This window comes from Neorhizobium sp. USDA 3394 (assembly GCF_056280385.1).
This window is the reverse complement of record NZ_JBWCDU010000002.1, coordinates 1,740,615-1,754,610: the sequence shown is the minus strand read 5'-3', so window position 1 is coordinate 1,754,610 and position 13,996 is coordinate 1,740,615. Positions and strand designations below refer to the sequence as shown.

Sequence of the window (13,996 nt, the reverse complement as noted above, 5' to 3'; positions counted from 1 at the left end):
GTTCCTTTAGCGCTCGTCCGACATGGCGCCCAAGAGTTTCGGCAGGTCGCCGAAGCGCGCCACCAGGCCGAAAATCACTGCCGCGATGACCAGGAAAAGCACCGTCACCGCGGCCATGGTCGGCGTATAGCCGTAGCGCAGCGCGTTGAAGATCTTGATCGGCAGGGTTTCCATGGTGAAACCAACGGTCATGTAGGCGACAATATATTCGTTCAGCGACAGAACGAAGGCGAAGGCGTAACCGGAAACGAGATAGGGCAGGATCAGCGGCAGTACGACGGTTCTGAAGATGACCCGGTCGTCGGCACCCATGGTGGCGGCCGCTTCCACCAGAGAACGGTCGATCGCCGAAAAGCCGAGCGACAGGGTCACCAGCGGCAGCGTGACGAAGAAGATGCCGTGGCTGATCACCGCCGTCCATGGTTGGCCGTAAAAGCCGGTCGTCGCCCAGAAGGTAAGCAGCCCGAGCGCGGTAATGACTGGCGGCAGGGTGAAGGGCGCCACACCGAGAAGCTGGAATATGTTGGCCCAGGGGGCGATCCGCCGCCACAGGAACCAGGCAAGCGGCAGTGCGATCAGCAGCGCCAGAAGCGCCGAGGAGGCGGCAAGCGTCAGCGAGGCGACCAGCGCATTGCGCCATTCGGGATTGGTGAAGATCTGGCCGTACCAGGAGAGCGAAAAGCCCTGCGGCGGGAAGGCGAGCGTCTGGCGCGCATTGATCGACACGCCGGCGACGACGATCAGCGGCAGAGCCAGGAACAGGCCGACGACGAAGAAGAAGAGGCGGCGCATTGTTGTCATTTCGCTTGCCTCTGCTGTCCGGCATAGAGCGCGAGACCGACCAATGCCAGCGACACGAGCACAAGGAAAACGGCCATGGCGGCGGCAAACGGCATGTTCGATTGGTAGATCGCCTGGTCGGTGATCAGCACCGACAGCGTCCAGTGCTGGGGCCTTCCGAGCAGTTGCGGCAGCAGGTAGGAGCCGAGCGCGAAGATGAAGACCATGATCAGCGTCGCCAGAATGGTGTTGCGCAGCGCCGGCACCACGACGGTGAAGAAGGCCTTGACCGGCGAGGCGCCGAGCGTGCGCGCCGCTTCGGTGAGCGTCGGGTCGAGGCGCACCAGCGCCGGATAGAGGACCAGTACCGTGTAGGGGAAGGCCTGATAGGTCATGGCGGTCATGACCGCGCCGAAACTCGGGGTCAATGCCTGGGCCTGGGCCATAAGCCCCAGCCAGACGAACAGGTTGGTGATGCCGGCGGTGCGCGAAAACAGCGTCGACCAGGCAAAACCGATCATCACTTCCGAGAGCGACAGGATGGAGAGCAGCGCCACCAGCCAGACGATCTGGATCTTTCGGGGCGAGCGGGAGAGGAGATAGGTGAAGGGAATGCCGATCACGACGCAGGCCGCCGCGACTGCGATCGCCAGGAACAGCGAAAAGCCGAGGACCTTGCCGAAGAACAGGCTGAGGAAACGGGCATAGTTGTCGAATACGAAGGCGGGCGTATAGAAACCGCCTTGTTCACGCTGAAACACGGAGACCGCGATCATCGTGGCGAACGGCACCACGAAGAACACGATCAGCATGCCCGCCGGGAAAAAGAGCGGTCCGTAATCGGCAAGGCGTTGCGGCGGTTCGCGTCTCATCTGGCGAGCACCACGCTGGTGGCCGGATCGAGCCTGATGCCGACGCTCTGGCCGACCGAAACGTCCGGCCGGTTGCGCGGCGAGGATACCGCGATCACCTGGGTGCCGCCCGCCTCCACGAAGGTTTCGATCGCCCCGCCGAGATCACGGATGAAGGTGACGGTGCCGGCAATCGCCCCGTGACCGGGGGCGGTGAGCTGCACGTCTTCCGGCCTCACCGAGAGCATGCCTTTTGCCGCACCGGCGGGGAGCGCTATACCCTCGACCAGTTCGCCGAGCACGCTGGCGCGGCCGGCGCTGTCGGCTGCGACGGGCAGGAGGTTGGTCTGGCCGATGAAATCGGCGACGAAACTATCGGCTGGGCGGCGGTAGATATCGACCGGGGCGGCCGCCTGGCGGATCTCGCCGCCGTTCATGACGACGACGGTATCGGCCATTGTCATCGCCTCGCGCTGGTCATGGGTAACGACAATGGTGGTAATGCCGAGCCGCTGCTGAAGTTGGCGCAGTTCCACCTGCATCGCCTCGCGCAGCTTCGCATCGAGCGCAGACAACGGCTCGTCGAGCAGGAAAAGCTTTGGCGAGATGGCGAGTGCGCGGGCGATCGCCACGCGTTGCCTTTGGCCGCCGGAGAGTTTTGCCACGGAACGATCGGCAAAACCCGGCAGATGTATCATCGCCAGCAGTTCGTCGACGCGCTTCTTCTGTATGTCCTTGGGCGTACCTCGGATTCGCAGCGAATAGGCGATGTTTTCTCCGACCGTCAGGTGCGGGAACAGCGCCAGCGACTGGAAAACCATGCCGAGGTCGCGCTTGTGGGTCGGCACCTGGGTGATATCGGCGCCGCCGAGCTGGATCGAGCCGCCGGTCGGAAGATCCAGGCCCGCGATCATCCGCATCAGCGTGGTCTTGCCGCAGCCCGACGGTCCGAGCAGGCAGACGAACGTGCCGTCCGGCACCGACAGGTTCACGTCGTTGACGGCCGTGAAGTTGCCGAACTGCTTCGTCACATGGTTGAGGTTCAATCCGGACATGCGGTCTCCGCGGTTTTAGCTCGCTTATTTCGTCGAGAGCATGCAGTAGTCCCCCCTCATCCGCCTGCCGCCACCCTCTCCGCTTGGGGAGAGGGTGGCCGAGCGAAGCGGAGGCCGGGTGAGGGGGCTTCCGGCTCCGGCCTTATGCGGATTGAGATCAACCCGCGATCATTTCCGTCCACTTCTGGTTCAGGAAGTCGGACTTGGTCTGGTAGAGATCGTAACGCGGGATGATCGGCTCGATATCGGAAGAGACCGAGGCGAATTCGGCGGCGGTAAGGTCGAGCAGGTCGCGCTTGACGGTCGGCGAGGTGCCGACTTTCCGCGAGAGAGTCGCCTGGATGGCCGGCTGGCACATGTAGTTGATGAACGTATGCGCTTCCTCGGTCTTCTTCGAGGCACGCGACAGCGCCCAGCAGCCGCTGTCCTGGATGCCGCCTTCCTTCGGGAAGGTCGAGCGGACGGGGCTGCCCTGCGAGGCGGCAAGGCCTGTGACGTCGTGGTAATACTGGCCCATCGGGATTTCGCCGGATTTCAGCGCCTGTTCGAACTGCGCTTCGTCGCGATACCAGAGGCGGACGTTCGGCTTCACTTCCGAGAGCTTTTCGAGCGCCTTGAGGATGCCCTCGTCGGTGTCGAGCGCCTTGGTGCCGCCCATGAAGGTCTTCGCCGTCACTTCAAGCAGGAAAGAGTTGGAAACAAGCGCCAAAAGGCCAAGCTTGTCGGCATTCGCCTTCTCCCACAGCGCTGCCCAGGAGGTCGGTGCTTCCTTGTAGGCCTGCGTGTTGGTCACCAGCGTGATGTACCAGGAGACGGCGCCGATGCCGGCGATCTTGCCATCCGGATATTTGTTGACGAAGTTGGCGATGAGGTTCTTGGAGTTCGGCAGCTTGGCGGCATCGAGCGGCGCCCAGAGATTGGTGGTCTGGCCCTTCAGCATCGCGACCTGCGACATCATCGAGACGTCGGCCGGAGCAGCGCCCGCCTTGGCGGCCTGTTCGAGCTGAACCAGCCAGGCTTCCCCGGTCGGCTCGGCGACGGATTCAATCGCTATGCCGGTCGCCTTGGTGAAGTCCGGAAAGATGTTCTTGTCGAACGAATCCTTGAAGAAGCCGCCATAGACGCCGACCTTCAGCGACTTGTCCTGGGCGCGCAGCACCGACGGCATGGCCAGCATGGAGGCACCGGCAACACCGGCACCGAGCACGCTGCGGCGACCGAGTTTGGCGTTCAGAATGTCACGCATGATTTTCTCCTTTGTTTTTTAGGCCAGCCGGTGTTTCACCGGCTGGCGAGTTCCCTTGTTGTCTGCAGTTTATGTCAGGCGCGGCCCTTCACGGAAGGGCTGAAGACCATCAGGCTCAAAATTTCGAACAATATCTGGGCGCCCGCATGCGCCGTGTTGTTGGTCGCGTCATATTGCGGTGCGACCTCGACCACATCGCCGCCGACGATGTTGATGCCTTTGAGGCCGCGGATCAGTTCAAGCACTTCGCGGGTGGTGAGCCCGCCGATCTCGGGCGTGCCGGTGCCGGGCGCAAAGCTTGGGTCGAGGCTGTCGATATCGAAGGAGACATAGGTCGGGCCGTCGCCGACGATTTGTCTGGCCTTCTCGATGATCGCGGGCAGCCCCATGCCGGTCACTTCCTCCGCATGGATGACGGTCATGCCGGACTCGTAGGAGAATTCCCAGAGATATTCGGCGGCACCCCGGATGCCGATCTGGATCGTGCGGGTGGGATCGAGCACGCCGTCCAGCACCGCGTTGCGGAACGGGCCGCCGTGGTGGAACTTCGTTTCGTCGAAGAATCCGCTCGTATCGCAATGGGCATCGATATGGATCATGCCGACCGGCGCCTTTTTGCCGACGGCCTTCAGGATCGGATGGGTGATCGAATGGTCACCGCCGACCGAGAGCGGCAATACACCGGCATCGACGATCTGGCCCACGCGCTTTTCGATGTCGTCATGGCTCATTTCCAGCCGATAGCGGCTGCGGAAGGCCACGTCGCCGATATCGGCGACATTGAGTTCGTAGATCGGCGCGCATTCCATCACGTGGTTATAGGGGCCGACGCGCTCGATCGTGCGCAGGGCCCGCGGCCCGAAGCGCGAACCCGGGCGGTTGGTGACGCCGAGATCCATAGGCATGCCGACCATCGCCACCTGCAGGTCACCGAAATCCGGGTTCTCCGCGTCGAGCGGCCTGTAGGGCGCATCAAGAAGCGTGGGGATGCCAGCATAGGGCGCGACGCGGGTGCCGGCCTTGTCGAAGATCTTCTCGCCGACCTTCTTAAATTTCGGATCGAAGATCTCGCCGCCGGGGCTGTCGAGATATTTTGCGCGCAGTTCCTCGAGCTTCTTCGCATCGAATGTCATGATCGCCTCACCTGTCTGCAGAGCTGCTTGTGTGCAGCCTAATTTTTGTTCCGCCGGGCTTGTCGCCCTTGTTTTCATCATTATCCGTCAGGTGCGGGTGGAAAAGCAATTGAGATTGTTCTAGCAGTAGCTGTGAGAAAAACTAACAGTTAAGATCAATCCGAGGAGCAGTCCGGGATCAAGATGAGCAACCGTCTGCCGCCGCTCAATCCCCTGCGCGCCTTCGAGGCCACCGCCCGCCGCGGCTCGGTTTCGGCGGCGGCGCGGGAGCTCAACGTTACCCACGGCGCGGTCAGCCATCAGATCAAGGCGCTGGAAAGCTCGCTGCAGGTCTCGCTGTTCGAGCGCGGCGCCAAGCGACTGAAGCTCACTTCCGAGGGCGCTCTCTTGCTTCCTGCCGTCAGCCAGGCCTTCGGCGAGATCGCCGCCGCGACCGCGCAGATGAAACGGCCGGCGACATCGGGCGAACTGTCGATCACCTGCGTGCCCGCGCTGTTGTCTTTCTGGATCGTGCCGCGTCTCAACTCATTCACCGAGCAGTTTCCGGGCGTCCGGCTGAAGCTCGCCGCCTCCAACGATCCAGCAGTGCTGCATTCGTCGGATGTCGACGTGGCCGTCCTTTACGGCGACGGCAACTGGCCGGATGCCTGGACGCGGCTGTGGAGCAACCTGCAGCTATTTCCGATCGCCAGCCCGACCCTGCTCAACAGCCGGCCACTGCGCTCGATGCGCGATCTGGAAGACCATGTCCTGCTGCATGGGGACGCGGACGGGCGCGAGTGGAACACCTGGCTTTCCGCCGCCGATGCGATCGACCTGCCGCGCAGGCAGCAATATTTCATGGGCGATGCCCGGTTTTCGACGGAGGCGGCGCTGCACGGCCAGGGGATCGCGCTCGGCGACACGATCACTGCCAGCAAGCTGATCGCCCGCGGCGAGCTGGTCGTGCCCTTCGACTTGAGCGTTCCGGCCAACGATGCCTTCTACGTTGCCTGCCGGCCGGCCATGCGGTCGGCGCCGATCGTGCGTGTCTTCATCGACTGGCTGTTCGCCTCGCTGGAGGCAGATCAACTCGCCGAACCGCATACCTCCGCTCGCATCCTGTTGCGCGGCCGCCGCGCCTGATATCTATCCTATATCCATTGGCCGGGTGCTCAGGCGCGCGGAGGTTTACCTCGCCGGCGAACCCGGCTAAGCGGGTTCAAAAACTTGCCGCTGCTACTCATCTATTGATTTCAAGAGTGTCCGATGCTTCGTCGCTTCTTTGCCTATTACCGTCCATACCGTGGGCTTTTCCTCCTGGATTTCGGCTGCGCGATCATCTCCGGCGTGCTGGAACTCGGCTTTCCGATGGCGGTGAAGCTGTTCGTCGACCGGCTTCTCCTCAGCCACGAATGGCTGCTGATCCTGCTCGCCTCTGCGGCGCTCCTGTTGATCTATGCGATCAATACCGGCCTGATGGCGATCGTTACCTATTGGGGCCACATGCTTGGGATCAATATCGAGACGGACATGCGCCGGGCCGCCTTCAACCATCTCCAGAAGCTCTCGTTCAGCTATTTCGACAATCAGAAGACCGGCCATTTTGTCGGGCGCCTCACCAAGGATCTGGAAGAGATCGGCGAAGTCGCCCATCACGGACCGGAAGACCTGTTCATCGCCATCATGACCTTTGCCGGCGCTCTCGCGCTGATGTTCTCGGTCAACCCGCAGCTGGCGATGATCACCGCCGTCGTCGTGCCGATGACCGCCTGGGTGACGAGCCATTTCGGCGGCCGAATGACCGACAATTTCCGCCGTCTCTTCGGTCGCGTTGGTGATTTCAATGCCCGCATCGAGGAGAATGTCGGCGGTATCCGGGTTGTGCAGGCCTTCGCCAACGAGCAACACGAACGAGAGCTCTTCGAACAGGACAACCAGAACTACCGGCGCGTAAAGCTCGATGCCTACAAGCTGATGGCCGCCAGCAGCTCGCTCAGCTACATGAGCATGCGGCTGACCCAGATGGTGGTGATGATCGCCGGCGCTTATTTCGTGCTGTCGGGCGAGTTGACCGCCGGCGGCTTCATCGGCTTCCTGCTTCTGGTGGGCGTGTTCTTCCGCCCGGTCGAGAAGATCAACTCGGTGATCGAGACCTACCCGAAGGGCATTGCCGGTTTCCGCCGCTTCACCGAACTGATCGATACCGAGCCGGATATCGCCGACGCGCCGGATGCGATCGACGTCGATCACCTCAAGGGCGAAATCGCTTACGAGAACGTCTCCTTCGGTTACAGCCCGGACAAGCCGGTTCTGGAAAACGTCAACCTTGCGATCCGCGCCGGCGAAACGATCGCCTTCGTCGGCCCCTCGGGCGCCGGCAAGACGACGATCTGCTCGCTGCTGCCGCGTTTCTACGAGATCGGTGGCGGAAGCATCACCATCGACGGAATGGACATCCGCAAGATGACCAAGGTGTCGCTGCGCCAGCAGATCGGCATCGTCCAGCAGGACGTCTTCCTGTTCGGCGGCACGATCCGCGAAAACATCGCCTATGGGCGCCTCGGCGCCAGTGAAGCCGATATCATCGAGGCTGCTCGCCGGGCGCGGCTCGAAGAAATGCTCGCCGGCCTGCCGCAGGGCCTCGACACCATGATCGGCGAGCGCGGTGTCAAGCTTTCGGGCGGCCAGAAACAGCGCGTCGCGATCGCCCGCATGTTCCTGAAAAACCCGCCGATCCTGATCCTCGACGAGGCGACCTCGGCGCTTGATACCGAGACGGAACGCGCCATTCAGGGCTCGCTTGCCGAACTCTCGCAGGGTCGCACGACACTGATCATCGCCCACCGCCTCGCCACCATCCAGGGTGCCGACCGCATCGTCGTCATCGACGGCAACGGTATCCTCGAACAGGGCACCCACCAGGACCTGATCGCCAAACGTGGCGCCTATACCAGGCTCCACGCGGCGCAGGTTGGGATGATGTGATACTGTCCACCCACTGATTCACCGCCGCCGGACCGCATGGAAACCTCGCTCTACCTCCCCGTCAAGACCTTTCTCGAAAGCTTCGGATACGAGGTGAAGGGGGAGGTGGGCGGTTGCGATCTGGTGGGGTTGAGCGGGACGGATCCGCCTGTCGTTGTCATCTGCGAGCTGAAGCTGACCTTCAATCTTGAACTGATCCTGCAGGCGGTCGATCGGGCTGGCGTTTCGGACGAGGTCTGGATCGCGGCGCGTGTTTCCGCAAAGGGCAGGGGCCGGGAGGCGGACAAGCGGTATCGCGATCTCTGCCGCCGGCTCGGGATCGGCATGCTCGGCGTTTCGGATCAGGGCGAGGTGAGCGTGCTGGTCAGTTCAGTCTCGCCGATGCCGCGCACCAATCCGAAACGGCGCACGCGGCTCGTCAAGGAGCATTGCAAACGGCGCGGCGATCCGGCGGTCGGCGGCAGCACCAAGATCCCGGTCATGACCGCCTATCGTCAGCAGGCGCTCGCCTGCGCCTCGGCGCTTAGCGGCGGTCCGCTTCGGCCGCGAGATCTCAAACACGCAGCTCCTACAGCGGGGACGATCTTGCGTGCCAATTATTACGGCTGGTTCGAGCGCATCGACAAGGGGGTCTATGGGCTCACCGAGGTCGGGCGGCAGGCTCTGCAGCGCTGGCCGCAGACGGTGCCGCGCGAGAACGAGTTTTAATTGCGCCAAACAGAAAGCCGCCCGCCTCGAAGGCGGACGGCTTTGTTTATCTCTCGAGCAACAGCCTTACGGCTGCGTACCGGTGCCACCGGTTGCACCACCGGCCGGCGGAGTTGCCGGGGCGGGGCTAGCTGCCGGCGGAGCTGCCGGGGTGATCGGAGCCGGTGCGGGGGACGACGTAGAGTTGTCGGTTACCGGCGGATTGGTCGAAGAGGTGGTCTGAGGGTCGGTCGAAGAACCGCCCATCTGCGACCATACGAATGCGCCGACCAGAATGACGGCGATCACGGCTACCCACGGCACCCACGAGGAGCTGCTGCCGGTACGAATTTCCGTTGTCCGGATGTCCGGATCACGGGGCTCGAACTTTCTGTCATTGGGATCAAAAGTCATGATTGCTTCCTCCTTCTGCAGCCGGATAATGCCTCGGTACGCGTTTGGTTCCCGATTTCGTGAACGGCGCAAGCAGGTCGTGCCGAATTAACGTGCAAATTTCTTTGCGCCTGCCACACAGGCAACCACCGCAAGCGTTGCCGCGAACATGCCGAGGCTGACCTTTTCCCCGAGGAGTGCGGCGGCCAGGAGCAGGCCGAAAAAAGGCTGCAGAAGCTGCAGCTGGCCGACGCCTGCAATGCCGCCGAGCGCAAGGCCGCGATACCAGAAGATGAAGCCGATCAGCATGCTGAACAGCGAAACATAGGCCAGGCCGAGCCAGGACGTGCTGTGGAGGTTTGGAAACGCGGCCGGCACGGCCACGATCGACAGCGTGAGCATCACGGGCAGGGAAAGCACCAGCGCCCAGGAGATGACCTGCCAGCCGCCGAGTTTGCGCGAGAGGCTGGCGCCTTCCGCATAACCGAGCCCGCAGACTATGACCGCCGCCAGCATCAGGAGATCTCCGACCGAGGAGGCTGCCTGTTCCTGAAACAGCGCGAAGCCGGCGACAATCGCGCTGCCGACGCAGGAGAAGAACCAGAAGACGGGCTTTGGACGCTCGCCGCCCCGGAGTACCCCGAAGATCGCTGTCGCGAGCGGCAGGAGGCCGATGAACACGATCGAATGCGCCGAGGTGATGTGTTTCAGCGCAAGGGCCGTCAATAGGGGGAATCCGATGACCACGCCGAGCGAGACGATCGCGAGCGGCAGGAGATCGGAGCGGGCAGGGCGTTTTTCGCGGAAGGCCAGCAGCAGACACAGCGCCAGCAGGCCGGCGATCGTGGCGCGCGCCACGGTCAGGAACAGCGGATCGAAATCGGCCACCGCAATCCGGGTGGCCGGAAGCGATCCGCTGAAGATCAATACGCCGATCATGCCACTGATCCAGCCGCTTGCCGTGTTGTTCATCAAAGTCTCCTGTATCTGCGGGTATTCCCCTTGGACGCTCGTCCGAGCGCGTTCCTTGGGTATTTCCCGCTATCAGCCGGAGCCATGGCGCTACCAGAGACAATACGATACAATTTGCAGAAACTGTTATGGTTCATGGAGCGGTACGGTGGATGCAAGGGCGGAACAGAAGGGCGGCGGCCAACGTATCGGGACCGTCATGGCGGAGATCCGCAGTCGTATGGCCGGCCGCGGTCTGGTGCCTGGCGCACGGCTGCCTTCGGTGCGTGTGTTCGCCAAGGCGATGCATGTCTCCGTCTCGACGGTGGTGGAGGCCTATGAGCGGCTGGCCGCGGAAGGGCTGATCCGCTCCCGGCCGGGGTCGGGCTTCTACGTCTCGAGCCCGCTGGCACCGCTTTCGCTCTCCGAGATCGGCCCGAAGCTCGACCGGGCAATCGATCCGTTCTGGGTATCGCGCCAGGCTCTCGAGGACGGCGACCTGTTGAAGCCCGGCTGTGGTTGGCTGCCGTCCTCCTGGATGCCGGAGGCGGCGATCCGAAGGGCTCTGCGCAGCCTGTCGCGCAGCGAGGATCGGGTCCTGTCGGACTACGGCACGCCGCTTGGCTCGCCACAGCTGCGGCAACTCCTTTCCCGGCGAATGGGCGAGCACGGCATCGCTGCTGCTCCCGACCAGATCATCCTTACCGAATCCGGCACCCAGGCGATCGACCTTCTCTGCCGTTTTCTGATCGAGCCGGGCGACGCGGTCCTGGTCGACGATCCCTGCTACTTCAATTTCCACGCCCTGCTGCGTGCGCATCGCGCAAAAGTCGTCGGCGTGCCGATGACGCCGGCCGGGCCGGATATCGAGGCGTTTGAAAAGGCGATCGAGGAGCACAGGCCGCGGCTCTACATCACCAATTCGGCGATCCACAATCCGACCGGCGCGACACTTTCGCCGGTTGTGGCACACCGGCTCCTGAAACTCGTCGACCGGGCCGGGCTGACGGTCATCGAGGACGACATCTTCGCGGACCTGGAACACGAGCCGGCGCCGCGTCTGGCCGCCTTCGACGGGCTCGACCGGGTGGTGCATATCGGCAGCTTTTCGAAGACCCTGTCGGCTTCGGTACGCTGCGGTTTCATTGCCGCCAGGCGGGAATGGATCGAGGGTCTGGTCGATCTGAAGATCGCCACGAGCTTTGCGGCGGGCCGGCTGTCTTCCGAACTCGTATTGCTGCTGTTGACCGATGGCAGCTACCGGAAACATCTGGAAGAGCTGCGCGTCCGGCTGTCGCGGGCAATGGAGGCGACGACGGGACGTCTTGCGACGCTCGGCATCACGCCCTGGCTGCAGCCCCGCGCCGGCCTGTTTCTCTGGTGCAGGCTTCCGAACGGCATAGAGGCGGCCGATGTGGCGCGTACCTGCCTTGCCGACAATGTCGTGCTGGCCCCCGGCAACGCATTCAGCCTCTCCCAGAACGCCGGCAGCTTCCTGCGCTTCAACGTGGCGCAGTCTGAGAATGCGAGGATATTCCGGAGCCTGGAGCGAGCTCTGGACGCCTTGCGTCAATGACGGCCTGGGTCAATAACGGGTTGAGAGCTGCCGACCGGGGTTCGGTCGTCAGGTATTCTTGTCCGGGCGCGCAAAATCCGGGATCTGGAAACGCCGCCGGTAGGCGCCGGGTGCCAGGCCCGTGACGCGCTTGAACAGACGGCGAAAGAAGGCGGGCTCTTCATAACCAACCTGCCAGCTGATCTCGTCGACCGAAGCTTCCGTCCCCTCCAGCCGGCGCTTGGCCTCCTCGATCCTCAGGCGCTGCACGTAGGCGATCGGGCTGACACCTGCTGCGGCCGTAAAACGGCGCTTGAACGTGCGTTCGGTAAGGCCAGCCCGCAGGATCATCTCTTCGAGAGGGTTCGCGACGGAAAAGTGGGTTGCGATCCAATCCTGTGCCGCCTGGACTGCCGTATCGCCATGCCCCCTGTGGCCTTCGAAGACGATATAGGGGGCGAGCCCGTCCTGATGCCATTGCAGCGCGAAGTAGCGCGCGATCGACTGGGCCGCCGCAGCCCCCATATGGCGGGCGATGAGATAGAGGACGAGGTCGTGCCAGGTCATCGAGGCGCCCGAGCTGATCAGCTCCTCGCGCCGCCCGGAAACGACCAGCACCCGTTCGGGATGGATCGGCACCTGCGGAAAGGCGACCGCGAAGGCACCGGCATAACCGAAATGCACGGTCGCATCGGCGCCGTCGAAGAGGCCGGTCTCGGCCAGCAGGAAAATGCCCGAACAGGCCGAGCATATCAGCGCGCCGCCCGCATGCATCCGGTTTACCCAGTCGACCAGCTCCGGGTAGCGGCCTTTCCGCCAGCCGTCCGGCCTCAGCAGGATCGACGGAACGATGACGATATCGGTCGCCTCAAGCGTGGCGATGCTGCGCTGGACGGTGACCGGCACCAGGCTTGCGAGCGTCATCGGCCCGGCCTCAATTCCGACAATCTGGACTTCGAACGGGCGGGTTATCGCAACGTCCGGCGGCGGCAGGACGGAAAAGGCGTTCATCACGTCGAAGACGCCGCTCAGCGTCGAGACCACGGCGTCGGGAATGGCCACGAGGCTGACATGCAGCGGCTTCAAGCCTGTCCCGGTCGCTTTATGCGGCATAACGATCCTCCAACGATCAAATCCCTACACCGAGCCTGGGAGTGGCGCAAACGGCCCGATTGTGGATTTTCCCGCTCTGCCCGAACCGGTCTGGACCTGCGATCCTCTGCCATCATCAACTTCCGATGAAGGAACAGGAGATAGCAATATGGACTACGTCAAGACAAACGAGATCGATCCGGCCAAGCTGGACGCGATCGTTTCCCGCGCCATCGGCGATCTGTCGGCGGGGTACGGAGGCGTCATGGTCAGTATCGGCCACCGTCTCGGGCTCTACAAGGCGATGGCCGGGGCCGGACCGCTTAGTGCCCACGAACTGGCAAGCCGCACCGGCTGCGCCGAGCGTTACATCCGCGAGTGGCTGAGTTCGCAGGTCGCCGGCGGTTATGTTCTGTTTCACGCCGTCAGCGACAGTTTCGAACTTACCCCGGAACAGGCGCTGGTGCTTGCCAACGAGGATAGCCCGGTCTTCCTCGCCGCCGCCTGGGGCGTGCCGGCTTCCATGTGGTCGGACGAGGAAAAGGCGCTGGAGGCCTTTCGCAAGGGTTCCGGCATTCCTTGGGGCGACCATGATGGCCGGCTTTATTGCGGCGTCGCCTCGCTTTATCGCAACGCCTACAAGGCAAGCCTGGTCCCGGAATGGCTGCCGGCGCTCGACGGTGTGGTCGACAAGCTGAAGAGCGGCGCCTCGGTCGCGGATGTCGGCTGTGGCCATGGTCACTCCACGGTGCTGATGGCGCAGGCTTTCCCGGCTTCGCGGTTCCGTGGCTTTGATACGCATCGGGTATCCCTCGACGAAGGCCGCAAGATCGCGGCGGAAGCGGGCGTCACCGGACGGGTCGCGTTCGAGACAGCGCGCGCCGAAAACTATCCCGGCAAGGGCTACGACCTGATCTGCTTCTTCGATTGCCTGCACGACATGGGCGACCCGTTGGCGGCAGCCCGGCATGCGGCGAGAACGCTTGCGCCGGATGGTACGGTGATGCTCGTCGAGCCTTTCGCCAACGACCGCGTCGACGACAACATCTCGCCCGTCGCACGCATGTATTACGCCGCATCGACGACGATCTGCTGCGCCCATGCGATTTCCGACGGCGGTCACATGGTGCTTGGTGCGCAAGCCGGCGAAGCAAGGCTGCGGGAGATTTTCTACAAGGCCGGCTTCACCCGCTTCCGTCGGGCGATGGCAACGCCGTTCAACCTCGTCCTCGAGGCGCGGCTGTAATCCATCCGCATTGACGTAACCTCCAGGGAGCGTGCGGGGT

General features: G+C 63.2%; 13 protein-coding genes. 5 read left to right on the top strand and 8 right to left on the bottom strand.

The features are described 5' to 3' along the window. Window positions 1-6 precede the first annotated feature (6 nt). From ACZ9EJ_RS29855 to speB, 5 genes are all read right to left on the bottom strand, one after another. On the bottom strand, window positions 7-801 hold the full coding sequence (locus ACZ9EJ_RS29855) for an ABC transporter permease (RefSeq protein WP_046629436.1): 795 nt from the start codon (window positions 799-801) through the stop codon (window positions 7-9). Next, a complete protein-coding gene (locus ACZ9EJ_RS29850; protein ID WP_046629434.1) occupies window positions 798-1,652 on the bottom strand; it encodes an ABC transporter permease in 855 nt (284 codons plus the stop codon). Before ACZ9EJ_RS29850 ends, ACZ9EJ_RS29855 begins: the two co-directional genes overlap by 4 nt. Beyond that, complete coding sequence (locus tag ACZ9EJ_RS29845) at window positions 1,649-2,686, bottom strand: ABC transporter ATP-binding protein (protein ID WP_046629432.1); 1,038 nt, start codon at window positions 2,684-2,686, stop codon at window positions 1,649-1,651. Before ACZ9EJ_RS29845 ends, ACZ9EJ_RS29850 begins: the two co-directional genes overlap by 4 nt. Before the next feature lie 157 nt (window positions 2,687-2,843). Continuing rightward, a complete protein-coding gene (locus ACZ9EJ_RS29840) occupies window positions 2,844-3,932 on the bottom strand; it encodes an ABC transporter substrate-binding protein (protein WP_046629430.1) in 1,089 nt (362 codons plus the stop codon). A gap of 74 nt (window positions 3,933-4,006) precedes the next feature. After that, the gene (gene speB, locus ACZ9EJ_RS29835; RefSeq protein WP_046629429.1) at window positions 4,007-5,065 is read right to left on the bottom strand and encodes an agmatinase; all 1,059 of its coding nucleotides are present in this window, start codon (window positions 5,063-5,065) and stop codon (window positions 4,007-4,009) included. A 183-nt stretch (window positions 5,066-5,248) separates the two neighbouring features. Here speB and gcvA point away from each other — a divergent pair, with 183 nt between their 5' ends. The 3 genes from gcvA to ACZ9EJ_RS29820 all read left to right on the top strand — a co-directional run bounded on the left by gcvA (window position 5,249) and on the right by ACZ9EJ_RS29820 (window position 8,740). Further along, window positions 5,249-6,190, top strand: a complete 942-nt coding sequence (gene gcvA / locus ACZ9EJ_RS29830; RefSeq protein WP_046629427.1) for a transcriptional regulator GcvA — start codon at window positions 5,249-5,251, stop codon at window positions 6,188-6,190. 123 nt (window positions 6,191-6,313) lie between these two features. Then, on the top strand, window positions 6,314-8,032 hold the full coding sequence (locus tag ACZ9EJ_RS29825) for an ABC transporter ATP-binding protein (RefSeq protein WP_046640049.1): 1,719 nt from the start codon (window positions 6,314-6,316) through the stop codon (window positions 8,030-8,032). A gap of 36 nt (window positions 8,033-8,068) precedes the next feature. Next, entirely contained in the window at window positions 8,069-8,740 is a 672-nt protein-coding gene (locus tag ACZ9EJ_RS29820) for a DUF2161 domain-containing phosphodiesterase (RefSeq protein WP_046629422.1), read from the top strand. Between the two features lie 66 nt (window positions 8,741-8,806). Here the strand turns inward: ACZ9EJ_RS29820 and ACZ9EJ_RS29815 are convergent, their stop codons facing one another. Both ACZ9EJ_RS29815 and ACZ9EJ_RS29810 read right to left on the bottom strand, forming a co-directional pair. Next, entirely contained in the window at window positions 8,807-9,133 is a 327-nt protein-coding gene (locus ACZ9EJ_RS29815) for a hypothetical protein (RefSeq protein ID WP_080954058.1), read from the bottom strand. Window positions 9,134-9,220: 87 nt separating this feature from the next. After that, complete coding sequence (locus tag ACZ9EJ_RS29810) at window positions 9,221-10,084, bottom strand: DMT family transporter (protein ID WP_046629420.1); 864 nt, start codon at window positions 10,082-10,084, stop codon at window positions 9,221-9,223. A gap of 199 nt (window positions 10,085-10,283) precedes the next feature. Between ACZ9EJ_RS29810 and ACZ9EJ_RS29805 the strand changes: the two genes are divergently transcribed. Continuing rightward, the gene (locus ACZ9EJ_RS29805) at window positions 10,284-11,639 is read left to right on the top strand and encodes an aminotransferase-like domain-containing protein (protein WP_046629782.1); all 1,356 of its coding nucleotides are present in this window, start codon (window positions 10,284-10,286) and stop codon (window positions 11,637-11,639) included. Window positions 11,640-11,687: 48 nt separating this feature from the next. On the opposite strand, the gene ACZ9EJ_RS29800 is transcribed toward ACZ9EJ_RS29805, so the two are convergent. Further along, window positions 11,688-12,731 carry a GlxA family transcriptional regulator gene (locus tag ACZ9EJ_RS29800; protein ID WP_046629418.1) on the bottom strand — a complete coding sequence of 348 codons (1,044 nt, stop codon included), beginning with the start codon at window positions 12,729-12,731 and terminating at the stop codon, window positions 11,688-11,690. 148 nt (window positions 12,732-12,879) lie between these two features. Here ACZ9EJ_RS29800 and ACZ9EJ_RS29795 point away from each other — a divergent pair, with 148 nt between their 5' ends. Continuing rightward, a complete protein-coding gene (locus tag ACZ9EJ_RS29795; protein ID WP_046629416.1) occupies window positions 12,880-13,956 on the top strand; it encodes a class I SAM-dependent methyltransferase in 1,077 nt (358 codons plus the stop codon). The last annotated feature ends 40 nt before the right edge of the window (window positions 13,957-13,996 follow it).

What these genes read in the sequence shown, in the direction of transcription:
- ACZ9EJ_RS29855 (WP_046629436.1), bottom strand. Translation starts at nt 801, where the DNA reads ATGACAACAATGCGCCGCCTCTTCTTCTTCGTCGTCGGCCTGTTCCTG.
- ACZ9EJ_RS29850 (WP_046629434.1), bottom strand. Translation starts at nt 1,652, where the DNA reads ATGAGACGCGAACCGCCGCAACGCCTTGCCGATTACGGACCGCTCTTT.
- ACZ9EJ_RS29845 (WP_046629432.1), bottom strand. Translation starts at nt 2,686, where the DNA reads ATGTCCGGATTGAACCTCAACCATGTGACGAAGCAGTTCGGCAACTTC.
- ACZ9EJ_RS29840 (WP_046629430.1), bottom strand. Translation starts at nt 3,932, where the DNA reads ATGCGTGACATTCTGAACGCCAAACTCGGTCGCCGCAGCGTGCTCGGT.
- speB (WP_046629429.1), bottom strand. Translation starts at nt 5,065, where the DNA reads ATGACATTCGATGCGAAGAAGCTCGAGGAACTGCGCGCAAAATATCTC.
- gcvA (WP_046629427.1), top strand. Translation starts at nt 5,249, where the DNA reads ATGAGCAACCGTCTGCCGCCGCTCAATCCCCTGCGCGCCTTCGAGGCC.
- ACZ9EJ_RS29825 (WP_046640049.1), top strand. Translation starts at nt 6,314, where the DNA reads ATGCTTCGTCGCTTCTTTGCCTATTACCGTCCATACCGTGGGCTTTTC.
- ACZ9EJ_RS29820 (WP_046629422.1), top strand. Translation starts at nt 8,069, where the DNA reads ATGGAAACCTCGCTCTACCTCCCCGTCAAGACCTTTCTCGAAAGCTTC.
- ACZ9EJ_RS29815 (WP_080954058.1), bottom strand. Translation starts at nt 9,133, where the DNA reads ATGACTTTTGATCCCAATGACAGAAAGTTCGAGCCCCGTGATCCGGAC.
- ACZ9EJ_RS29810 (WP_046629420.1), bottom strand. Translation starts at nt 10,084, where the DNA reads ATGAACAACACGGCAAGCGGCTGGATCAGTGGCATGATCGGCGTATTG.
- ACZ9EJ_RS29805 (WP_046629782.1), top strand. Translation starts at nt 10,284, where the DNA reads ATGGCGGAGATCCGCAGTCGTATGGCCGGCCGCGGTCTGGTGCCTGGC.
- ACZ9EJ_RS29800 (WP_046629418.1), bottom strand. Translation starts at nt 12,731, where the DNA reads ATGCCGCATAAAGCGACCGGGACAGGCTTGAAGCCGCTGCATGTCAGC.
- ACZ9EJ_RS29795 (WP_046629416.1), top strand. Translation starts at nt 12,880, where the DNA reads ATGGACTACGTCAAGACAAACGAGATCGATCCGGCCAAGCTGGACGCG.